17 protein-coding genes and 1 pseudogene are annotated in these 18,340 nt (G+C 73.1%); 4 read left to right on the top strand and 14 right to left on the bottom strand.

Annotation, left to right across the window (positions count from 1 at the left end):
• Together EAO76_RS20395 and pdxH are read right to left on the bottom strand one after the other, a co-directional pair.
• Positions 1–237 (bottom strand): PAS domain-containing protein (locus EAO76_RS20395; RefSeq protein ID WP_148837448.1); only part of this gene is annotated, 237 nt, incomplete at its 3' end.
• Between the two features lie 387 nt (positions 238–624).
• On the bottom strand, positions 625–1,251 hold the full coding sequence (gene pdxH / locus EAO76_RS20390; RefSeq protein WP_148837447.1) for a pyridoxamine 5'-phosphate oxidase: 627 nt from the start codon (positions 1,249–1,251) through the stop codon (positions 625–627).
• A 247-nt stretch (positions 1,252–1,498) separates the two neighbouring features.
• Between pdxH and EAO76_RS20385 the strand changes: the two genes are divergently transcribed.
• Complete coding sequence (locus EAO76_RS20385) at positions 1,499–2,608, top strand: citrate synthase 2 (RefSeq protein WP_148837308.1); 1,110 nt, start codon at positions 1,499–1,501, stop codon at positions 2,606–2,608.
• A 61-nt stretch (positions 2,609–2,669) separates the two neighbouring features.
• Here EAO76_RS20385 and EAO76_RS20380 read toward each other — a convergent pair.
• From EAO76_RS20380 to EAO76_RS20365, 4 genes and pseudogenes are all read right to left on the bottom strand, one after another.
• A pseudogene (locus tag EAO76_RS20380) lies at positions 2,670–4,263 on the bottom strand (alpha/beta hydrolase).
• An 11-nt stretch (positions 4,264–4,274) separates the two neighbouring features.
• Positions 4,275–4,931, bottom strand: coding sequence for a TetR/AcrR family transcriptional regulator (locus EAO76_RS20375; RefSeq protein ID WP_262375602.1), 657 nt, complete (start codon positions 4,929–4,931; stop codon positions 4,275–4,277).
• Complete coding sequence (locus tag EAO76_RS20370; protein WP_148837307.1) at positions 4,931–5,677, bottom strand: enoyl-CoA hydratase family protein; 747 nt, start codon at positions 5,675–5,677, stop codon at positions 4,931–4,933. The genes EAO76_RS20375 and EAO76_RS20370 overlap by 1 nt, the downstream gene beginning before the upstream one ends.
• Positions 5,678–5,680: 3 nt before the next feature.
• The gene (locus tag EAO76_RS20365) at positions 5,681–5,911 is read right to left on the bottom strand and encodes a hypothetical protein (protein ID WP_148837306.1); all 231 of its coding nucleotides are present in this window, start codon (positions 5,909–5,911) and stop codon (positions 5,681–5,683) included.
• Here EAO76_RS20365 and EAO76_RS20360 point away from each other — a divergent pair.
• Together EAO76_RS20360 and EAO76_RS20355 are read left to right on the top strand one after the other, a co-directional pair.
• On the top strand, positions 5,906–6,433 hold the full coding sequence (locus tag EAO76_RS20360) for a GNAT family N-acetyltransferase (RefSeq protein ID WP_148837305.1): 528 nt from the start codon (positions 5,906–5,908) through the stop codon (positions 6,431–6,433). The genes EAO76_RS20365 and EAO76_RS20360 overlap by 6 nt on opposite strands.
• Before the next feature lie 75 nt (positions 6,434–6,508).
• Positions 6,509–7,168 (top strand): class I SAM-dependent methyltransferase, encoded by a 660-nt coding sequence (locus EAO76_RS20355; protein ID WP_148837304.1) that lies wholly within the window; start codon positions 6,509–6,511, stop codon positions 7,166–7,168.
• A 13-nt stretch (positions 7,169–7,181) separates the two neighbouring features.
• Here EAO76_RS20355 and EAO76_RS20350 read toward each other — a convergent pair whose 3' ends face one another.
• From EAO76_RS20350 to EAO76_RS20325, 6 genes are all read right to left on the bottom strand, one after another.
• Positions 7,182–8,750, bottom strand: a complete 1,569-nt coding sequence (locus EAO76_RS20350) for a 4-coumarate--CoA ligase family protein (RefSeq protein ID WP_148837303.1) — start codon at positions 8,748–8,750, stop codon at positions 7,182–7,184.
• 118 nt (positions 8,751–8,868) lie between these two features.
• Complete coding sequence (locus tag EAO76_RS20345; protein WP_148837302.1) at positions 8,869–10,041, bottom strand: acyl-CoA dehydrogenase family protein; 1,173 nt, start codon at positions 10,039–10,041, stop codon at positions 8,869–8,871.
• Positions 10,038–12,011 carry a biotin carboxylase N-terminal domain-containing protein gene (locus EAO76_RS20340; RefSeq protein ID WP_148837301.1) on the bottom strand — a complete coding sequence of 658 codons (1,974 nt, stop codon included), beginning with the start codon at positions 12,009–12,011 and terminating at the stop codon, positions 10,038–10,040. The genes EAO76_RS20345 and EAO76_RS20340 overlap by 4 nt, the downstream gene beginning before the upstream one ends.
• Before the next feature lie 7 nt (positions 12,012–12,018).
• The gene (locus EAO76_RS20335; protein WP_148837300.1) at positions 12,019–13,617 is read right to left on the bottom strand and encodes an acyl-CoA carboxylase subunit beta; all 1,599 of its coding nucleotides are present in this window, start codon (positions 13,615–13,617) and stop codon (positions 12,019–12,021) included.
• 61 nt (positions 13,618–13,678) lie between these two features.
• Positions 13,679–15,439 carry an acyclic terpene utilization AtuA family protein gene (locus EAO76_RS20330; protein ID WP_262375601.1) on the bottom strand — a complete coding sequence of 587 codons (1,761 nt, stop codon included), beginning with the start codon at positions 15,437–15,439 and terminating at the stop codon, positions 13,679–13,681.
• On the bottom strand, positions 15,436–16,263 hold the full coding sequence (locus EAO76_RS20325) for a TIGR03084 family metal-binding protein (RefSeq protein WP_148837299.1): 828 nt from the start codon (positions 16,261–16,263) through the stop codon (positions 15,436–15,438). Before EAO76_RS20325 ends, EAO76_RS20330 begins: the two co-directional genes overlap by 4 nt.
• Positions 16,264–16,524: 261 nt before the next feature.
• Here EAO76_RS20325 and EAO76_RS20320 point away from each other — a divergent pair, with 261 nt between their 5' ends.
• Entirely contained in the window at positions 16,525–17,046 is a 522-nt protein-coding gene (locus tag EAO76_RS20320; protein WP_148837298.1) for a hypothetical protein, read from the top strand.
• Positions 17,047–17,074: 28 nt separating this feature from the next.
• Here the strand turns inward: EAO76_RS20320 and EAO76_RS20315 are convergent, their stop codons facing one another.
• Both EAO76_RS20315 and EAO76_RS20310 read right to left on the bottom strand, forming a co-directional pair.
• On the bottom strand, positions 17,075–17,512 hold the full coding sequence (locus tag EAO76_RS20315; RefSeq protein WP_148837297.1) for a DUF3592 domain-containing protein: 438 nt from the start codon (positions 17,510–17,512) through the stop codon (positions 17,075–17,077).
• Between the two features lie 156 nt (positions 17,513–17,668).
• The gene (locus EAO76_RS20310) at positions 17,669–18,331 is read right to left on the bottom strand and encodes a response regulator transcription factor (RefSeq protein WP_148837296.1); all 663 of its coding nucleotides are present in this window, start codon (positions 18,329–18,331) and stop codon (positions 17,669–17,671) included.
• Between the last annotated feature and the right edge of the window lie 9 nt (positions 18,332–18,340).

The raw sequence follows: 18,340 nt of genomic DNA, 5'->3' as shown, positions 1-18,340 counted from the left end.
CCGCCGCACCGCCCACCCGGCGAACCCGGGACGCCCCACGGCCTCCTCGGCGGACCAGCCGAGAATCCGCTCGGCCTCTCGGTTCCAGTGGGTGATGGTGCCGTCCGCGTCGAACGCGCAGAGCGCGGCGTCCATCCCGTCCAGCAACGCCGCGAGCAACTCGGCCCCGGACTTGGCCCCCGGCCCCTCGTCAGGCCCCAGCGCCTCGGCCGTTCCACTGCTCATGGACGCACTCACCCCGTACCCCCCGCAGGACGCATTCGGCATTTCCGCACGTCAGACCATTGAACTCGAAGGGGAACCGACGCACACCGACTTCCCGGAAAACGACCCCGTCATTAATTCGGTTGTGCGGTGCCGCAGGCGTTCCTAGGCTGCATGGCAGCGAAGAAAGGAGGTGTTCCGGAAGTGATTTCTTCTCGGACTCGTGAGGTGGCTGCGGGCTGACGCCCGTTGTCGCGCTCTTTGCAGTGCAGGCCGGTCGTCGGCCAATCCCAAGCAGTCACCGACCCGCAGGCTCGCCGGTAAGTCCGGCCGGCTCCTCCGCAAGGAGGGACCAGAGCCTGCGGGTTTCTGCGTGTCCGGGGCCTTTCGCGGCCGGGGGTTTCCGGCGGGCCGGGAGTCCTACGGGCACAGGCGCTCGACGCGCCAGTCCTTGCCCTCGCGGACGTACCGCAGCCGGTCGTGGAGCCGGTTCGGGTGGCCCTGCCAGAACTCGATCGTGTCGGGGACGACGCGGTAGCCGCCCCAGTGCGGGGGCGCGGGGACGTGCTCGCCCTCCGGGTAGCGGGCGGCCAGTTCCTCGTAGCGGGCGATGAGCTCCTCGCGGGTGCCGATCACCGTCGACTGGGCGCTCGCCCAGGCGCCGAGCTGGGAGCCGTGCGGGCGGGTGCGGAAGTAGGCGACCGTCTCCTCGCGGCCGACGCGTTCCGCCCTGCCGGTGACGATGACCTGGCGGGCCATCGGGTGCCAGGGGAAGAGCAGCGAGACGTACGGGTTGGCGGCCAGTTCGCGGCCCTTGCGGGATTCGTAGTTGGTGAAGAAGACGAAGCCGCGCTCGTCGTACTTCTTCAGCAGCACCGTGCGGGAGGACGGCCGGCCCTCGGGAGTGGCGGTGGAGACGATCATGGCGTTGGGCTCGTGGAGCACCCCGCCCACGGCCACCTGCCGGAACCAGTGGGCGAACTGCCGCATCGGGTCGTCGGCCAGCTTGTCCTCGGTGAAGGCCTCGGAGCGGTACTGCTCGCGCATCGCGGCCGGATCGGTGGTGGAATCGGAGGGAGAGTCTGCGGTGGGCACGGGGTCATCCTGCCGCAGCGTCCGTTCCCGCCCGGCACCGGAGGGGTATGCAGGTGGACAGGAACGAGGAGCCGCACCCGGTGGTGACCGGGTCCTCCTGTGCCGGATGTCACGCTTCCCCCGGGTCGGGGAAAGCCGCCAATATCTTGGGGCAGGCCGCCGCAGGGCCTCCACAGAGCCGTCGACCGAGGGAGCCGCCATGTCCGACTTCGTACCGGGACTAGAGGGAGTCGTCGCGTTCGAGACGGAGATCGCCGAACCGGACAAGGAAGGCGGTGCGCTCCGTTACCGGGGTGTCGACATCGAGGATCTCGTCGGCCACGTGTCGTTCGGAAACGTCTGGGGCCTGCTGGTCGACGGGGCGTTCAACCCCGGGCTGCCGCCGGCCGAGCCGTTCCCGATCCCGGTGCACTCCGGTGACATCCGGGTCGACGTGCAGTCCGCGCTGGCGATGCTGGCCCCGGTGTGGGGTCTGCGGCCGCTGCTGGACATCGACGAGGAGACCGCGCGCAACGACCTGGCGCGGGCCGCCGTGATGGCGCTGTCGTACGTCGCCCAGTCGGCGCGCGGGCAGGGGCGGCCGATGGTGCCGCAGAGCGAGATCGACAAGGCCGGTTCCGTCGTCGAGCGGTTCATGATCCGCTGGCGCGGCGAGCCGGACCCCAAGCATGTGAAGGCCGTCGACGCGTACTGGACCTCGGCCGCCGAGCACGGCATGAACGCCTCCACGTTCACCGCCCGGGTCATCGCGTCGACCGGCGCCGACGTGGCGGCCGCGCTGTCGGGTGCGGTGGGCGCGATGTCGGGGCCGCTGCACGGCGGGGCGCCGTCCCGGGTGCTCGGCATGATCGAGGAGATCGAGCGGACCGGCGACGCCACCGCGTACGTGAAGAAGGCCCTGGACAGGGGCGAGCGGCTGATGGGCTTCGGGCACCGGGTGTACCGGGCGGAGGACCCGCGGGCGCGGGTGCTGCGGCGCACCGCCGAGGAGCTGGGCGCGCCGCGGTTCGAGGTGGCGCAGGCGCTGGAGAAGGCCGCGCTGGAGGAGCTGCACGCGCGGCGCCCGGACCGGGTGCTGGCGACGAACGTGGAGTTCTGGGCGGCGATCATGCTGGACTTCGCGGAGGTTCCGGCGCACATGTTCACGTCGATGTTCACGTGCGCGCGTACGGCGGGCTGGTCGGCGCACATCCTGGAGCAGAAGCGGACGGGGCGGCTGGTGCGGCCCTCGGCGCGGTACGTCGGTCCGGGCTCGCGCGACCCCCGGGAGATCCCGGGGTACGACCAGCTCGCGGACCTGGCGAACTGAGGAACGGGGACGGGCGTCCGGTCCCGGGGTTCCCCGGTGCCGGACGCCCGTCCGCTCCTGCTCACTTGACGCAGGTCAGGTCCTTGGTGGGCAGCTTTCCGGTGGCCAGGTAGCGGTTGACCCGGTTGTCGACGCAGGCGTTGCCGTACTCGCCGTACAGACCGTGGCGGTTGGCTCCCTCCAGGGTGACGAGCCGGGAGCCGGGGAGCTTGCGGTGCAGTTCGAGGGTGCCGCGGTAGGTGGTGCGCGGGTCGCCGGTGGCTCCCACGATCAGTGCGGGGGCGTCCCGTTCCACCCGGGTCGGCTCCTCGCGGGGCCGGTCCCAGAAGGCGCACGGCAGGATGTTGTCGGTCATGGGACCGAACAGCGGGTGGGCGGCGCGGCCGCGTTCGATGTCCCGCCAGTAGGTCTCGGGGTCGCGGGGCGCGGCCCGGTCGCCGCAGAGGATCGCGGTCTGCACGCTGCCCGCCCGCGACTGCTCGCCGGTCAGGATGAACCGGAACGCCCCGACGAGCCCCGGTGAGAGGGGGGTCGGGCGCCCCTTCGCGGCCTCGGAGAGCACCGAGACGGTCTCGCCGAGTTCGGCCCGGGTCGCGTCGTGGTCGTCGGCGAGCGACATGAAGAGCAGCAGCGGTATGTGGGAGGCGTCGATCCGGAAGGTGTCGTCCCCGGTGCCGAGGACCAGCGGTTCGCGGGCGGCGGTCTTCGCGACGCGGTCGACGGTGGCGAGCACCTGCGCACGGGTGCGGCCGAGGCGGTGGGTGTCGTGGCGGGCGGCGGCCCAGTCGGCCCAGGCGGCGAGCGCCCGCTCGTTCTCGCGCACTCCGTCGCGCATCAGCCGGGGGCCGTACTCGTCCGGGTCGATCGCCCCGTCGAGCACCATCCGGTCGTAGCGGCCGGGGAACATCTGACTGTAGACGGTGCCGAGGTAGGTGCCGTACGAGTAGCCGAGGTAGGAGATCCTCCGTTCGCCGAGGGCGCCGCGGATGACGTCCATGTCGCGGGCGGTGTTGCGGGTGGTGACGTGCGGGAGCACGTCGGCGTCGGTGGCCCGGCACTGGTCGGCCAGGTTCTTCTGGAAGGCGGTCTGGCGGTCGAAGCCGGCCCGGTCGGGTCCGGCCGAGCGGAAGAACATGCCGGTGGGCCAGTCGCAGTCCAGCGGGGTGCTGCGGCCGACGAAGCGGGGGTCGAAGCCGATGATGTCGTAGCGCGCCGACGCCCTTCATGGCCTTGCGGATGTGCGGCGGGGACTCGACGGCGGTGCCGCCGGGGCCGCCGTTGTTGAGCAGGATGGCGCCGATGCGGTGGCGGGTGTCGGTGGCCCCGAGCCGGGAGACGGCGACGGTGATGGTGCGGCCGGTGGGGTCGGAGTAGTCGAGCGGGACGGTCGCGTCGGTGCACTGGACCCCGGCCCTGTCGAGGTCCTGGCCCACGGTGTCGTCGGGTCCGGTGGCGCAGCTGCCCCAGGTGAGGCGCTGGTCGTAGTAGCGGTCGAGGCCGGGGGCGGTGCTCTTCGGGGTGCCGCTCGGGGCGTGCGCGGTGTTCGTGGCGTGCGCGGATGCCGGTGCGGGTGCGGCGGCCAGCAGTGCCGTGACCGCGGCCAGGACGACCGTGCGGGCGGAAGGTCTGTTCGCTCTGCTCTGTCCGTGTCTCACGCGGATCGACGCTAGCCGCGCGACACCCCGGGGATCACTGCGGATTTCCCCCCAACGTCCCTGGTGCCAGCCCTACTTGCCGCGGCTCGGCCCAGTGCCTCGTCCAGCAGCCGCGCCCACTGCGCCACGACTCCCCGGCGGCGGGCCGTGTCGTCGGTGAGGACGTTGGCCAGGCCCAGGCCGCGGGCCATGTCGAGGAGGCCCTGGACGGTTTCGCGCACACCGGGCTTCGTCTCGTCGGCGGCGAGGAGTTCGACGGCGATGCGGTGGGTCTCGCGGCCCACGCGGGCTTCGAGTTCGGTGACGCGGGGGCGGAGCTGCGGTTCGTTGGACGCGGCGACCCAGAGCTGGAGCGCGGCGCGGAAGAGCGGCCCGGTGTACAGGTCGACGAGTGCGGCGACGACCTCCGTGCGCCCCTGGACGGGCAGGGCGCGCAGGGCGGCGGAGCGTTCCTCGGCGACGTACTCGACGGCCGCGGTGAACAGGTCCTCGCGGGTCGGGAAGTGGTGCTGGGCCGCGCCGCGCGAGACGCCCGCGCGTTCGGCGACGACGGAGACCGTGGAGCCCGCCCAGCCGTGTTCGGCCAGGCAGGAGACGGCGGCTTCGAGGAGCCTGCGGCGGGTGGCGCGGCTGCGGTCCTGCTTGGGGGTCCGGTCGGTGGGGGGCATCACAACGCCCATGCGGGGTCCCGTCGTTCGAGGAAGGCCGTCATTCCTTCCCGGGCGTCGGCGGAGGCGAAGAGTGCCGCCGAGCGGGCGATGAGGTCTTCGGCGTGCTGGTCGAAGCTTTCCAGCACAGTAGCCGTGACCAGCTCCTTCGATGCCCTCAGCCCCTGGGGGGAGGCCTTGCGCAGGCCGTCCAGCACGGGGGCGAGTGCCTTGTCGATGTCCTCGCCGGGTCCGACGGCGAGTGTGATCAGGCCGATGCGGGCGGCCTCGTCGGCGTCGAAGCGTTCGCCGGTGAGGTAGTAGCGGGTGGCGGCGCGCGGGTCGGTCCGGGGCAGCAGCGGCAGGGAGATGACGGCGGGGGCGAGGCCGAGCCGGGACTCGGTGAGGGCGAACGAGGCGTCGGGGCCGGCCGCCGAGATGTCGCAGGCGCCGAGCAGTCCGAGGCCGCCCGCCCGGACGTGTCCGGTGACCCGGGCGACGACGGGTTTGGGCAGGGCGACGATCCGCCGCATCAGGGCGACGAGGGCGTGCGGGTCGGGCGGTGCGGTGAGGTCGGCGCCGGCGCAGAAGGTGTTGCCGGTGTGGGTGAGGACGACGGCCCGTACGGTGTCGTCGGCCGCGCACGCGTCCAGGGCGGTGGCGAGCTCGTCGACCATGGCCGCGGAGAGCGCGTTGCGGTTGGCCGGTGAGTCGAGGGCGAGGGTGGTGATGCCCCGGTCGTGGACGGGGGCGGCGAGCCGGCTCATCGGTCACTCTCCTTGCTGCGGGGGCATCGCGTCGAGCGTGGCAGCGGGAGCAGGAACAATCAAGCACGCTTGCATGATTTCCGGCTCCGGGCTTTCTCCGTCGCCACGTTTTCTCCGTCGTCGCACTTTCCCCGTCGCCACGTTTTCTCCGTCGCCGCGCTTTCCGGTTCCGGGTGGCGTTCCCGGAATCCGATGGCGCGAGGCGGCTTCGGCGTCGAGGATCGTCGGATGCATGAGGTGAGACTGTCCGACGGGACCATCACTCTGTCGCCACTGCGCCCGGACGACGCGGAGGCGCATCTCGCGGGGGAGGACGAACTGCTGGTCCGTTGGCTCAACGGCGGCCCCGACACGCGCGAGGGCGTCGAGGCGTACTTCCGGCACTGCCGGGAGCAGTGGGACAGCGGCGGGCCGCTCCGCGCCTTCGGCATCCGGGTGGGCCCCGACGGGGCGCTCGCGGGGACGGTCGACCTGCGGTTCGCGGAGGAGGGCCTGGCCCCCGGCCAGGTGAACGTCGCCTACGGCCTCTACCCCTCCTGGCGGGGGCGGGGCCTGGCCACCCGCGCGGTCCTGCTGGCGTCGCGCTACGCGGCCGCCGAGGGCGGCGAGGAGGCGGTGATCCAGGTCGATCCGGAGAATCGCGCGTCCGCCGCGGTCGCGCGGCGGGCAGGGTTCGGCCCCGGCGAGCGGCCGCCCGGCAACGGCGGTACACAGTTCGACTGGTACGTCCGGGACCTGCGCGACGATCCGCGGTGACGACCGGCCGTCATGGGACGGCCCCGGCCGGTTCCCCGAAGTCGGGCGCCACGGGCCTTCGTTAGAGTCGCCCGCATGCCCGACGCCTCCCACCTCGCCGCCGTCCGGAAGTCGTACGACACCGTCGCCTCCGCCTACTTCGAGCGGGTCAGGTCCCCGGCGGAGCTGGACCCGCTGTCGCGGGGGATGCTGGACGTCTTCGCGGAGACGGTGCGGACGGCCGGGCTCGGGCCCGTCGCCGACCTGGGGTGCGGGCCCGGCAGGGTCACGGCCCACCTCGCCGAACGGGACGTGCCCGCGTTCGGCCTGGACCTGTCGCCCGCCATGATCGAGCTGGCCCGCGACACCCATCCCGGTCTGTCCTTCGGGGTCGGCTCGATGACCGCGCTCCCGATCGCGGACGAGGCCCTCGGAGGCGTCCTCGCGTACTACTCCACCCACCACACGCCGCCGGAGCTGCTGCCGGTGGTGTTCGGCGAGTTCCACCGGACCCTCGTGCCCGGGGGCCATGTGATGCTGGCCGGGCACGTGGGGGCCGGCCAGCATCTGCGTCCCACGCAGGCGTACGGCGGCCTCCCGGTGTCCTACGAGTCCTACCTGCTGCCGCCCGACCGGCTCGCCGAGCTCCTGAGGCAGGCCGGGCTCGTCCTCACCGCACGGCTGGTGGAGGAGCCCGCCGAAGGGGCCGAGAGGACCTTCGCCACCTTCCTCGCCCGCAGGCCCGAGCGGCCCTGAGTCCTGTACGCGGTCAGTGGTTCCGTTCCCGGTCGCGCAGTTCGCGGCGGAGGATCTTGCCCGAGGTGGCGCGCGGTATCGCGTCGATGAACTCGGCCTGCCGGACCTTCTTGTACGGGGCGACGCGCTCGGCGACGTACGTCATGACGTCGTCCGCCGTGAGGTCGGGGGCGGAGGACCGGCGGACGACGTATGCCTTGGGGACCTCGCTGCCCTCGTCGTCGGTCACACCGATGACGGCGGCGTCGGTGACGGAGGGGTGGGTCAGGAGGACGGCTTCGAGTTCGGCGGGGGCGACCTGGTAGCCCTTGTACTTGATCAGCTCCTTCACCCGGTCGACGACGAACAGCCAGCCGTGCTCGTCGACGTGTCCGATGTCGCCGGTGTGCACCCAGCCATCGGCGTCGATCATGTCGGCGGTGGCCTCGGGGCGGCCGAGGTAGCCCTTCATCACCTGCGGGCCGCGGATGAGGATCTCGCCGTGCCCGGACGAGGAGTCGGACAGCGGGACGATGCGCATCTCGGTGCTGGGCAGCAGCTTGCCGACCGTGCCGGGCGGCGGGTTCTCGGCGGCGAGCGGGACGACGTGGGTGCCCGGGGAGAGTTCCGTCATGCCGTACGCCTGGCGCACCGGCGGCAGGCCGAGCCGCTTCGAGCAGGCGGCGGCGAGTTCGGCGTCGAGCGGGGCGGCGGCGCTGACGACGTACTCCAGGGAGGAGAGGTCGTAGCGGTCGACCGCGGGGTGCTTGGCCAGGGCGAGGACGATCGGCGGGGCCACGTACAGGCCGGTGATGCGGTGCTTCTCGATCGCGGCGAGGAACTGGTCGAGGTCGAAGCGGGGCAGTACGACGACGGTGGCGCCCAGCCGCAGCGGGGCGTTCATCAGGGCGGTGAGGCCGTAGATGTGGAAGAAGGGCAGGACGGCCAGGATGCGGGCACCGGGGCCCATGGGGACGAAGGGGCGGAGCTGCTCCAGGTTGGTGCCCATGGAGCGGTGGGTGAGCATGACGCCCTTGGGGGTTCCGGTGGTGCCGGAGGAGTACGGGAGGGCGGCGACGTCCTCGGCGGGGTCGACGGTGACGCGGGGTTCGGGGGCGGTGGTGGCGAGCAGGTCGAGTACGGAGGGGTGTCCCTCGGCCCGGTCGCAGACGTGGATCCGCTCGATGCCCCCGGCGAGTTCCGCGGCGGCGAGCGCGGTGGGCAGGAGCGGGGAGACGGTGACGATCCAGCGGGCGGCGGAGTCGCGGAGCTGCTTGGCGAACTCCTCCGCCGTGGCGAGGGGGTGGACGGTGGTGACGGTGGCACCGGCCCTGGTCGCGCCGAAGAACACCGCCGGGTAGGCGATGGTGTTGGGGCTGTGCAGGGCCAGGACGTCGCCCTTGCGGAGTCCGGCCTCGGCGAGTCCGGCGGCGATGCGGCGGTGGAAGGTGTCGAGCTGCCGGTAGGTGAGGGCGGAGGTGTCGTCCGTGCCGTCGATCAGCGCGACCGTGTCGCCGTACGCGGCGGCGTCGCCGAGGACCGCGTCGTGGATGGGGAGGTCGAGCGTCGGTACGGCGGGGTGGTCGCTGTGGAACACGTGCATCCTGGCGGGTCCCTTCGAAGCGGCGGGTGCGTCGAGCTGCGGAAGGGCGGTGGTGCGGCGGTGTCGGGGGGCCGCACCACCGCCGCGTCCGCGGTGTGGAGGGACAGGATGTCTTCTGTCAGTAGGACTTGGGGAGCCCCAGGGACTGGTGGGACACGTAGTTCAGGATCATTTCCCGGCTGACGGGGGCGATCCGGGCGACGCGGGCCGCGGTGATCAGGGACGCGAGGCCGTACTCGCGGCTGAGGCCGTTGCCGCCGAGGGTGTGCACGGCCTGGTCGACGGCCCGGACGCAGGCCTCGCCGGCCGCGTACTTCGCCATGTTGGCGGCCTCGCCCGCGCCGATGTCGTCGCCGTCGTCGTAGAGCCTGGCGGCCTTCTGCATCATCAGCCGGGCCAGTTCCAGTTCGATGTGGGCCTGGGCGAGGGGGTGGGCGATGGCCTGGTGGGAGCCGATGGGTTCCTTCCAGACCTGCCGGGTCCTCGCGTAGTCGACGGCGCGGTCGAGCGCGTAGCGGCCCATGCCGATGCCGAAGGCGGCGGTCATGATGCGTTCGGGGTTGAGTCCGGCGAAGAGTTGGAGGAGTCCGGCGTCCTCGTCGCCGACCAGGGCGTCGGCGGGCAGCCGTACGTCGTCCAGGACGAGTTCGAACTGCTTCTCCGGGGCCTGGAGTTCCATGTCGATCTGCGAGCGGCCGAAGCCGGGGGCGTCGCGCGGGACGATGAACAGGCAGGGCTTGAGCTTGCCGGACCTGGCGTCCTCGGTGCGGCCGACGATGAGGGTGGCGTCGGCGATGTCGACGCCGGAGACGAAGACCTTGCGGCCGGTGAGCAGCCAGTCGGCGTCCGGCCCGGAGCCGTCCCTGCGGGCGGTGGTGGTGATGCGGTGGGAGTTGGAGCCGGCGTCGGGTTCGGTGATGCCGAAGGCCATGGTGAGGCTGCCGTCGGCGAGGCCGGGCAGCCACTTGCGCTTCTGGTCCTCGGTGCCGAAGCGGGCGATGACGGTGCCGCAGATCGCCGGGGAGACGACCATCATCAGCAGCGGACTGCCGGCCGCCCCCAACTCTTCCAGGACGATGGAGAGTTCGGCCATTCCGCCGCCCCCGCCGCCGTGCTCCTCGGGGAGGTTCACGCCGAGGTAGCCGAGCTTGGCGGCCTCGGTCCACAGTTCGCGCGGGTGGGCCCCGTCGCGGATGACGGAGGTCATGTAGTCGCGTCCGTAGCGCTTTCCGAGTGCGGCGACGGCGGCGCGCAGGGCCTGGTGTTCTTCGGTTTCGAGGACGGTGCTCATCGCTTCGGTTCCTCCTGTGCGTCTTGCACGACGGTCTGTGCGTCTTGTACGACGGCGAGCAGGGCGCCGACCTCCACCTGGAGGCCGGGTGCGGCGTGGAGTGCGGTGAGGGTGCCGGAGGCGGGGGCGAGGATGCGGTGCTCCATCTTCATCGCCTCCAGCCAGATCAGCGGCTGTCCGGCGGTGACGGCGGCCCCGGTGGCGAGGCCGTCCGCGACGCGGACGACGGTGCCGGGCATGGGGGCGAGCAGCGAGCCGGGTTCGGTGCGGTCGGTGGGGTCGGTGAAGCGGGGCAGGGCGGTGAGGGCGTGCGAGCCGGTGGCGGTGTCCACGTACGTCCGGTCGCCGTGGACGGCGACGCGGAAGCGGCGGGTGAGGCCGTCGCCGGTTTCGAGGGTGACGTGGTCGGGCCGGGCGGCGACGACGCGTTCGCCGGTCTCGGGGGCGGGGCCGGTGCGGGTGGTGCGGTAGGCGGCCTCGTGTTCGGTGCCGTCGGGTTCGGCGCGGTAGCGCTTGGTCCGGGGCTGCGAGGGGATGTTGCGCCAGGCGCCGAGGCGGGCCGGTGCGGGGCCGGGGGCCTGCTGCCGGGCGGCGGCGTCGGCGAGGGCGGCGGCCAGGACGGCGAGGTGCCGGTCCGCCCCGTCCGGGGCGGGGGTGAGGGCGGTGAGGTGGCGGTCGTAGAAGCCGGTGTCGAGGCGGGCGGCGAGGAAGTCGGGGTGGCGCAGGGACCGTACGAGCAGGTCGCGGTTGGTGACGGGGCCGTGGACGCGGGCGCGTTCCAGGGTGCGGGCGAGCAGGCGTACGGCTTCGGCGCGGGTGGGGGCGTGGGCGATGACCTTGGCGAGCATCGGGTCGTAGTGCACGCCGATGGTGTCGCCGTCGGTGTAGCCGGTGTCGAGGCGGATGCCGGGTTCGGCGGGCACGTCCAGGGTGTGCAGGGTGCCGGTCTGCGGCTGCCAGTCGTGGGCGGGGTCCTCGGCGTAGAGGCGGGCCTCGACGGCGTGGCCGTGCGGCTCGGGGGGTGCGGGGGCGGGCAGCGGTTCGCCCTCGGCGACGCGCAGTTGCAGGGCGACGAGGTCGAGTCCGAAGACCGCTTCGGTGACGGGGTGTTCGACCTGGAGGCGGGTGTTCATCTCCAGGAAGTACGGCCGTCCGTCGGCGGAGAGGAGGAATTCGACGGTGCCCGCGCCCCGGTAGCCGACCGCGTGCGCGGCGGCCGTGGCGGCGTCGTGCAGCCGGGTGCGCAGCGCGTCGTCGAGACCGGGTGCGGGGGCTTCCTCGACGACCTTCTGGTGGCGGCGCTGGAGCGAGCAGTCGCGGGTGCCGAGCGCCCAGACCCCGCCGTGCGCGTCGGCCATGATCTGGACCTCGACGTGCCGGCCGCGTTCCACGTAGGGCTCGGCGAAGACCTCGCCGTCCCCGAACGCGGCGGTGGCCTCGGCACCGGCGGCCGTCAGCTCGCCCGGCAGATGGGCGAGTTCGCGCACGACGCGCATGCCGCGTCCGCCGCCGCCCGCCGCGGCCTTGAGGAGCAGCGGCAGGTCGTCGGCGGTGGCCCGGGCCGGGTCGACGGGGGCGAGCAGCGGCACCCCGGCGGCGGCCATCAGTTCCTTGGCGCGGGTCTTGGACGCCATCAGCTCGATGGCCTTGACCGGCGGCCCCACCCAGACGAGTCCGGCGTCCCGGACGGCGCGGGCGAAGCCGGCGTTCTCGGAGAGGAAGCCGTAGCCGGGGTGGACGGCGTCGGCACCGGCCGCGAGCGCGGCGGCGACGACGAGGTCGCCGCGCAGATAGGTGTCGGCGGGGGCGGCGCCCGGCAGCCGTACGGCGGTGTCGGCCTCCCGTACGTGGAGGGCGTCGGCGTCCGCGTCGGAGTGCACGGCGACGGTGGTGATGCCGAGCGCCCGGCAGGTCCGGAAGATCCGGCAGGCGATCTCGCCCCGGTTGGCGACGAGCAGCGTGGAGATCATCTGGGCCTCACATCCGGAAGACGCCGAAGCCGCCGCGGGCGCCTTCGACCGGGGCGGTGTGGATCGCGGACAGGCACATCCCGAGGACGGTCCTGGTGTCGCGCGGGTCGATGACCCCGTCGTCGTACAGCCGCCCGGACAGGAACATGGGCAGGGACTCGGACTCGATCTGCTGCTCGACCATGGCGCGCAGTCCGGCGTCGGCCTCGTCGTCGTAGGGCCGGCCCTTGGCGGCGGCGGAGGCGCGGGCGACGATGGACAGCACCCCGGCGAGCTGCTGCGGCCCCATGACGGCGGACTTGCTGCTCGGCCAGGCGAAGAGGAAGCGCGGGTCGTACGCCCGGCCGCACATGCCGTAGTGCCCGGCTCCGTACGAGGCGCCCATCAGGACGGACAGGTGGGGGACCTTCGAGTTCGACACCGCGTTGATCATCATGGCGCCGTGCTTGATGATGCCGCCCTGCTCGTACTCCTTGCCGACCATGTAGCCGGTGGTGTTGTGCAGGAAGACCAGGGGGATGTCGCGCTGGTTGGCGAGCTGGATGAACTGCGCGGCCTTCTGCGACTCCTCGCTGAACAGCACGCCCTGCGCGTTGGCGAGGATGCCGACCGGGTAGCCGTGCAGGCGCGCCCAGCCGGTGACCAGGCTGGTCCCGTACAGCGGTTTGAACGCGTCGAAGTCGGAGCCGTCGACGAGCCGGGCGATGACCTCGCGCGGGTCGAAGGGCACCTTGAGGTCGCCGGGCACGATGCCGATCAGCTCGTCCTCGTCGTACTTCGGCGGCTCGGCGGGGCCCGGATCTGCGTGCGCCTTGCGCCAGTTGAGGCGGGCGACGATGCGGCGGGCCTGACGCAGCGCGTCCTGCTCGTCCACGGCGAAGTGGTCGGCGAGGCCGGAGGTGCGGGCGTGCATCTCGGCGCCGCCGAGCGATTCGTCGTCGCTCTCCTCGCCGGTCGCCATCTTCACCAGGGGCGGTCCGCCGAGGAAGACCTTGGACCGTTCCTTGATCATGACCGTGTGGTCGGACATGCCGGGGACGTACGCCCCGCCGGCGGTGGAGTTGCCGAAGACGACGGCCACGGTCGGGATGCCGGCCGCCGACAGCCGGGTGAGGTCACGGAACAGCGCCCCGCCGGGGATGAAGATCTCCTTCTGGGACGGCAGGTCGGCGCCGCCGGACTCGACGAGGCTGACGCAGGGCAGCCGGTTGGCGAAGGCGATCTCGTTGGCCCGCAGGGCCTTCTTCAGCGTCCAGGGGTTGGAGGCGCCGCCGCGCACGGTCGGGTCGTTGGCGGTGATCAGGCACTCCACGCCCTCGATCACCCCGATGCCGGTGATGAGCGAGGCGCCGACGGTGTACTCGCTGCCCCAGGCGGCGAGCGGCGACAGCTCCAGGAACGGGGTGTCCTCGTCGATCAGCAGCTCGATCCGCTCCCGGGCCAGGAGCTTGCCGCGGGCGCGGTGCCGGGCCACGTACTTCTCCCCGCCGCCGGCCTGCGCCCTGGTGTGCTCGGCGGCCAGTTCGTCGAGTTTCGCGAGCATGGCCGTGCGGTTCGCGGCGTACTCGGGCCCCGCGGTGTCGAGCGCGGTGGGCAGGACGGTCATGCGGTCGCCTCCGGTGGTACGTGGGCGGTCATGCGTGCGCCTTCGGTGGTACGGGGCCGGCTCATGCGTGCGCCTCCGGTGCGTGGGCGGTTTCCAGCAGGGATACGGGGACGGGCAGGTGGCGGGAGCGCAGCCACTCCCCCACCGCCTTGGCCTGCGGGTCGAACCGGTGCTGGGCGGCGACGCCCTCGCCGAGCAGTCCGCGGACGGTGAAGTTCAGGGCGCGCAGGTTCGGCAGGACGTGGCGTACGACGGTGAGGCCGGCGGTCTCCGGGAGGAGTTCCCGGAACCGTTCGACGGTCAGCTCGTGGGCCAGCCACCGCCATGCCTCGTCGTCGCGGACCCAGACCCCGACGTTGGCGTCCCCGCCCTTGTCCCCGCTGCGGGCTCCGGCGACGAGCCCGAGGGGGACGTGACGGGTGGGACCGGGTTCCGACGGCGGTGGCAGGGACGGCGGTTCGGCGTCCTCCAGGGCCCGCGTCCGGGCGGGCGGCTCCTGCGTCTCGCGCCGCCCGTCGGGCAGCACGGCGACGTGCGCGACCTCGTCGGCCGGTACGTACCGGGCCTCGAACACCCCGTACGGGGCGCCCTTCCCGGGCGGGGCGGTGACGTGGAAGCCGGGGTAGCTGCCGAGCGCCAGCTCGATCGCGGCGCCGGAGACCGCGCGCCCGACGGTCTCCTGGTCGGGGTCGCGGACGACGAGCCGGAGCAGGGCGCTGGCCGTCTCCTCGGTGGCGGCGTCGGCCCGGTCGGTGCGGGCCAGCTCCCAGCGCACCTCCCGCGGCCGGGTGCCGGAGCGGGCGAGGACGTCGTCGAACTGCTCGCGCACCAGCCGCGCCTTCTCCTCGATGTCGAGGCCGGTGAGCACGAAGACGACCTCGTTGCGCCAGCCGCCGAGCCGGTTCAGCCCCACCTTGAGGGCGGGCGGCGGGGCCTCGCCGCGCACCCCGGAGATCCGGACGCGGTCGGGGCCGTCCTGAGTCAGCCGTACGGTGTCGAGCCGGGCGGTGACGTCCGGTCCGGCGTACCGGGCGCCGCCCGTCTCGTACAGCAGTTGGGCGGTGACGGTGCCGAGGTCGACGACGCCGCCGGTGCCGTCGTGCTTGGTGATGACGGACGAGCCGTCGGCGTGGATCTCGGCGACGGGGAAGCCGGGGCGGCGCAGGTCGTGGCCGCGGAAGAAGGCGTAGTTGCCGCCGGTGGCCTGGGTGCCGCACTCCAGGACGTGCCCGGCGACGACGGCCCCGGCGAGGGCGTCCAGGTCGTCGGGCCCCCAGCCGAAGCGGGCGGCGGCGGGGCCGGTGACGAGGGCGGCGTCGGTGACCCGTCCGGTGACGACGACGTCCGCTCCGGCGGTGAGGCAGGCGGCGATCCCGGCGCCGCCGAGGTAGGCGTTGGCGGTGAGGAATCCCTCGGGCACGGGCAGGCTGTCGCCCTCCACATGGGCGACCCGTACCGGGACGCCGACCTTGTCCGCCAACTCCCGTACGGCGTCGGCCAGTCCGGCCGGGTTGAGGCCGCCCGCGTTGGCGACGATCCTCACCCCGCGCTCGTGGGCGAGCCCGAGGCCCTCCTCCAGCTGGCGCAGGAAGGTGGTGGCGTACCCGCGCGCGGGGTCCTTGAGCATGCTCCGGCCGAGGATGAGCATGGTCAGCTCGGCCAGGTAGTCGCCGGTGAGGACGTCGAGGGGGCCGCCGGTGAGCATCTCGCGCAGGGCGTCGAAGCGGTCGCCGTAGAACCCGGAGGCGTTGCCGATCCGCAGCACGCCGGTCGTGTGCCGTCCTCGTACGTCGGTCGCGTGCTGCCCCTGTACGTCGGTCACTTGCCGTTCCCTCGTTCCCCGTCTCCTCGTTTCGGCGCGCGGCCCGGTCCCGCGGGACCCGCGAACGCCTGGGCGATGTCGAGCCAGCGGTCTGCGTCGGGGCCGACCGCCCGGACGGCGAGGTCGTCGCGGTGCGCGCGCTGCGTGACGAGCAGGCAGAAGTCGAGGAGCGGCCCGGTGACGCGTTGCGGCGCGTCCTCGGGGCCGAAGGCGACCGTCCCGCCGTCGGGGGTGTCGAGCTCGACCCGGAACTCCTCCTCGGGCGCCCGCATCCCCCGTACCAGGTAGGCGTAGCCGCGGGCCCGCACCCCGATCCGGGCGACGTGCCGCAGCCGGGCGGTGGGGGTCCTGGTGACGCCGAGGGCGTCGGCGACGTCCTGACCGTGCGCCCAGGTCTCCATGAGCCGTGCGGTCGCCATCGAGGCGACGCTCATCGGCGGCCCGTACCAGGGGAACTTCACGCCCGGCGGGGCCGCGCCCAGGGCCTCGCGCAGTCGGTCCCGGCCCTCGCGCCACCGGGTGAGCAGTTCCCCGGGCGACAGCAGCGCGACGAGTTCCCCGGCGGCCTCGTCGACGAACGTGCCGGGGTGCGCGAGCGCCTTCTCGACCTCGGCGGCGAAGGCGTCCGGCTCGGTGACGGCGATCAGGGCGACCTCGTCGGTCCAGTGCAGGTGCGCGATCTGGTGGGCGACGGTCCAGCCCTCGGCCGGGGTCGGCCCCGCCCAGCGGGCCGCGTCCGCCCCGGCGACCAGCAGGTCGAGTTCCTCGCTCTCCTGGCGCAGGTCGTCGAGTACGGCGACGGTCACGGCCGATGCGTCGGACACGGTGCACTCCCTCGGGGCGTGGCGGTGTGTCCAGGAGCATGGCAGCGGACCAATAAACAATCAAGCATGCTTGCATTATTTTCCGCCGGATCAGTTCTCCCTCCGGTCTCCCTCCGGGGTTCGGTCCCCTCCGGACTTCGGTCCTCTCCGGACTTCGGTCCTCTCCGGACTTCGGCCCTCTTCGGACTTCGGTCCTCTCCCGGGGTTACGCTCGCGGCCGACGACGGAACCGGCAGCACATCGCACGGCGGGGGCACGGGCATGGAGCGTTCGAGGGGGCCGAGCCGTCGCGCCTGGCTGGCGCTGGGCATCGGCGTCGCGGCGGCGGCGGCCGTCGGGGGGACGGTGTACGCGTCGACCGACGACGAACCCGTCCCGGATCGCGAGCGGGTACGGACGGATCTCGCCCCGCTGCAACGCAGGTTCGGCGAGGCGGGGCGGCTGCGCGGGGCGCACTGGCTGGCGTACGACCAGGACGCGGAGGGGCGTTCGTACCTGCCGAGCCCGGACCCGCGGTACCGGGTGGTGGGCCTGGCCCGGCTGCCCGCCGGAACCGCGGCCCGGACCGCGGCGGACCCGGCGCACGCCTTCGGACCGGCCGGGCCGACCGGGGTGCCGGAGGTGCTGGCCGCGTTCCTGCCCGCGCACGCGCGGTGGCTGACCAGCGCCTCCTACGACGCGCTGCTCCTGGGCCCCGGCCCGGTGGACGGCCTGACGCGGGGGCGGTTCTTCCTCGACGCGGCGACGGACACGCTGTACTTCGACACCGTCAACCCGGAGTGAGGACGACCGGGGCCGGGGCTTCGGGAGGTCAGAGGACCAGGGCGAGGACGACCGCCGTGATCAGGGCGAAGACGCTCCCCACCCCGGTGATCACGGCCCTGGCGTGGAGCACGAGGAAGGACGGGGTCCGGGTGGTCACGTCCCCCTCCGGGTCCGCGGCGCCGTAGTGGACGGTCACGAAGTCGCCCACGGCCGGTTCGAGGCGCGACTGACGGTCCTCGAAGACGACCGTGCGCCCGTCCCCCGTCCGGAACTCCAGGGTGGGGCGCCGGTGCACGATGAAGCCGCCCTCGGCGTCCTGGGCCTCCTCGGTGCGCACGGCGGTGCAGCGGGCCTCGGCGGTGAGCCCCTCGGCCCAGAGGGCCCGGAGCCGGGGGCCCTGGAGGTTGCGGTCCATGCCCTTTCCGAACATCACGGCCGCGCCCACGGCGAGGACGAAGTAGACGGCGGCGGCGACGACGGCCATGGACTCCCCCGGTGTGATCCCTGCTCGGCTCCGGTCACCGCGGTCCCGGCGGCCGGACTCCCGTATGCCCGTATGCCCTTGTGCCCGGATGCGTACGGCCCGCCATGATCTCCCCGCGCGCGGCCGGTCGACAAGGGCCGGTTCCGGCCGCGGGGATCACCCGTTCCCGCGCGGGGCGACGCCGCCGACCAGGCCCTCCTCGTAGGCGAGGATGACGAGTTGCACACGATCGCGCACGCCCAGCTTGGTGATCGCCCGGGAGATGTGGGTCTTCGCGGTCAGCGGACTGATCACCAGCGCGGCGGCGATCTCGTCGTTGGACAGGCCCTCCGCCACCAGCCGGACCACGTCGCTCTCGCGCGGTGTCAGCGCGGCCAGGGTCGTGGCGGCGCGGGGGCGGTGCGCGAAGCGTTCGACGACGCGACGGGTGACGCCCGGTGACAGCAGGGAGTCGCCCGCCGCGACGACCTCGACCGCCCGCCGCAGTTCGGCCGGTTCGACCTCCTTGGTGAGGAACCCGCTCGCGCCCGCCCGCAGCGCCTCGAAGACGTGCTCGTCGGTGTCGAACGTCGTCAGGATGATCACCCTGGTCGCCGGCAGTTCGGCCAGGATGCGGCGGGTGGCCTCGATGCCGTCCGTTCCCGGCATCCTGATGTCCATCAGCACGACGTCCGGCCGGTGCAGGACCGCCTGCCGTACCGCTTCCTCCCCCGAGGCGGCCTCCGCCACGACGGCCAGCGTCCTGGCCCGGCCGAGCAGGCTGCGGAATCCCGCCCGTACCAGCGCCTGGTCGTCGACGAGCAGCACTTTTATGGTCATGGGGGTCAG

The sequence above is a fragment of the Streptomyces sp. sk2.1 genome, assembly GCF_008120935.1.
Lineage (GTDB): Bacteria > Actinomycetota > Actinomycetes > Streptomycetales > Streptomycetaceae > Streptomyces.
The sequence above is the reverse complement of the archived record's forward strand: the minus strand, read 5'-3'. Positions and strand labels throughout refer to the sequence as shown.

Bases quoted from the DNA above. Each gene is read 5' to 3' on its own strand.
- EAO76_RS20370 (WP_148837307.1), bottom strand. From the start codon at position 5,677: ATGAGCCGGCTCGCCGCCCCCGTCCACGACCGGGGCATCACCACCCTC.
- EAO76_RS20360 (WP_148837305.1), top strand. From the start codon at position 5,906: ATGCATGAGGTGAGACTGTCCGACGGGACCATCACTCTGTCGCCACTG.
- EAO76_RS20365 (WP_148837306.1), bottom strand. From the start codon at position 5,911: ATGCATCCGACGATCCTCGACGCCGAAGCCGCCTCGCGCCATCGGATT.
- EAO76_RS20335 (WP_148837300.1), bottom strand. From the start codon at position 13,617: ATGACCGTCCTGCCCACCGCGCTCGACACCGCGGGGCCCGAGTACGCC.
- pdxH (WP_148837447.1), bottom strand. From the start codon at position 1,251: ATGCGCGAGCAGTACCGCTCCGAGGCCTTCACCGAGGACAAGCTGGCC.
- EAO76_RS20355 (WP_148837304.1), top strand. From the start codon at position 6,509: ATGCCCGACGCCTCCCACCTCGCCGCCGTCCGGAAGTCGTACGACACC.
- EAO76_RS20345 (WP_148837302.1), bottom strand. From the start codon at position 10,041: ATGAGCACCGTCCTCGAAACCGAAGAACACCAGGCCCTGCGCGCCGCC.
- EAO76_RS20350 (WP_148837303.1), bottom strand. From the start codon at position 8,750: ATGCACGTGTTCCACAGCGACCACCCCGCCGTACCGACGCTCGACCTC.
- EAO76_RS20385 (WP_148837308.1), top strand. From the start codon at position 1,499: ATGTCCGACTTCGTACCGGGACTAGAGGGAGTCGTCGCGTTCGAGACG.
- EAO76_RS20310 (WP_148837296.1), bottom strand. From the start codon at position 18,331: ATGACCATAAAAGTGCTGCTCGTCGACGACCAGGCGCTGGTACGGGCG.
- EAO76_RS20340 (WP_148837301.1), bottom strand. From the start codon at position 12,011: ATGATCTCCACGCTGCTCGTCGCCAACCGGGGCGAGATCGCCTGCCGG.
- EAO76_RS20315 (WP_148837297.1), bottom strand. From the start codon at position 17,512: ATGGCCGTCGTCGCCGCCGCCGTCTACTTCGTCCTCGCCGTGGGCGCG.
- EAO76_RS20375 (WP_262375602.1), bottom strand. From the start codon at position 4,931: ATGCCCCCCACCGACCGGACCCCCAAGCAGGACCGCAGCCGCGCCACC.
- EAO76_RS20320 (WP_148837298.1), top strand. From the start codon at position 16,525: ATGGAGCGTTCGAGGGGGCCGAGCCGTCGCGCCTGGCTGGCGCTGGGC.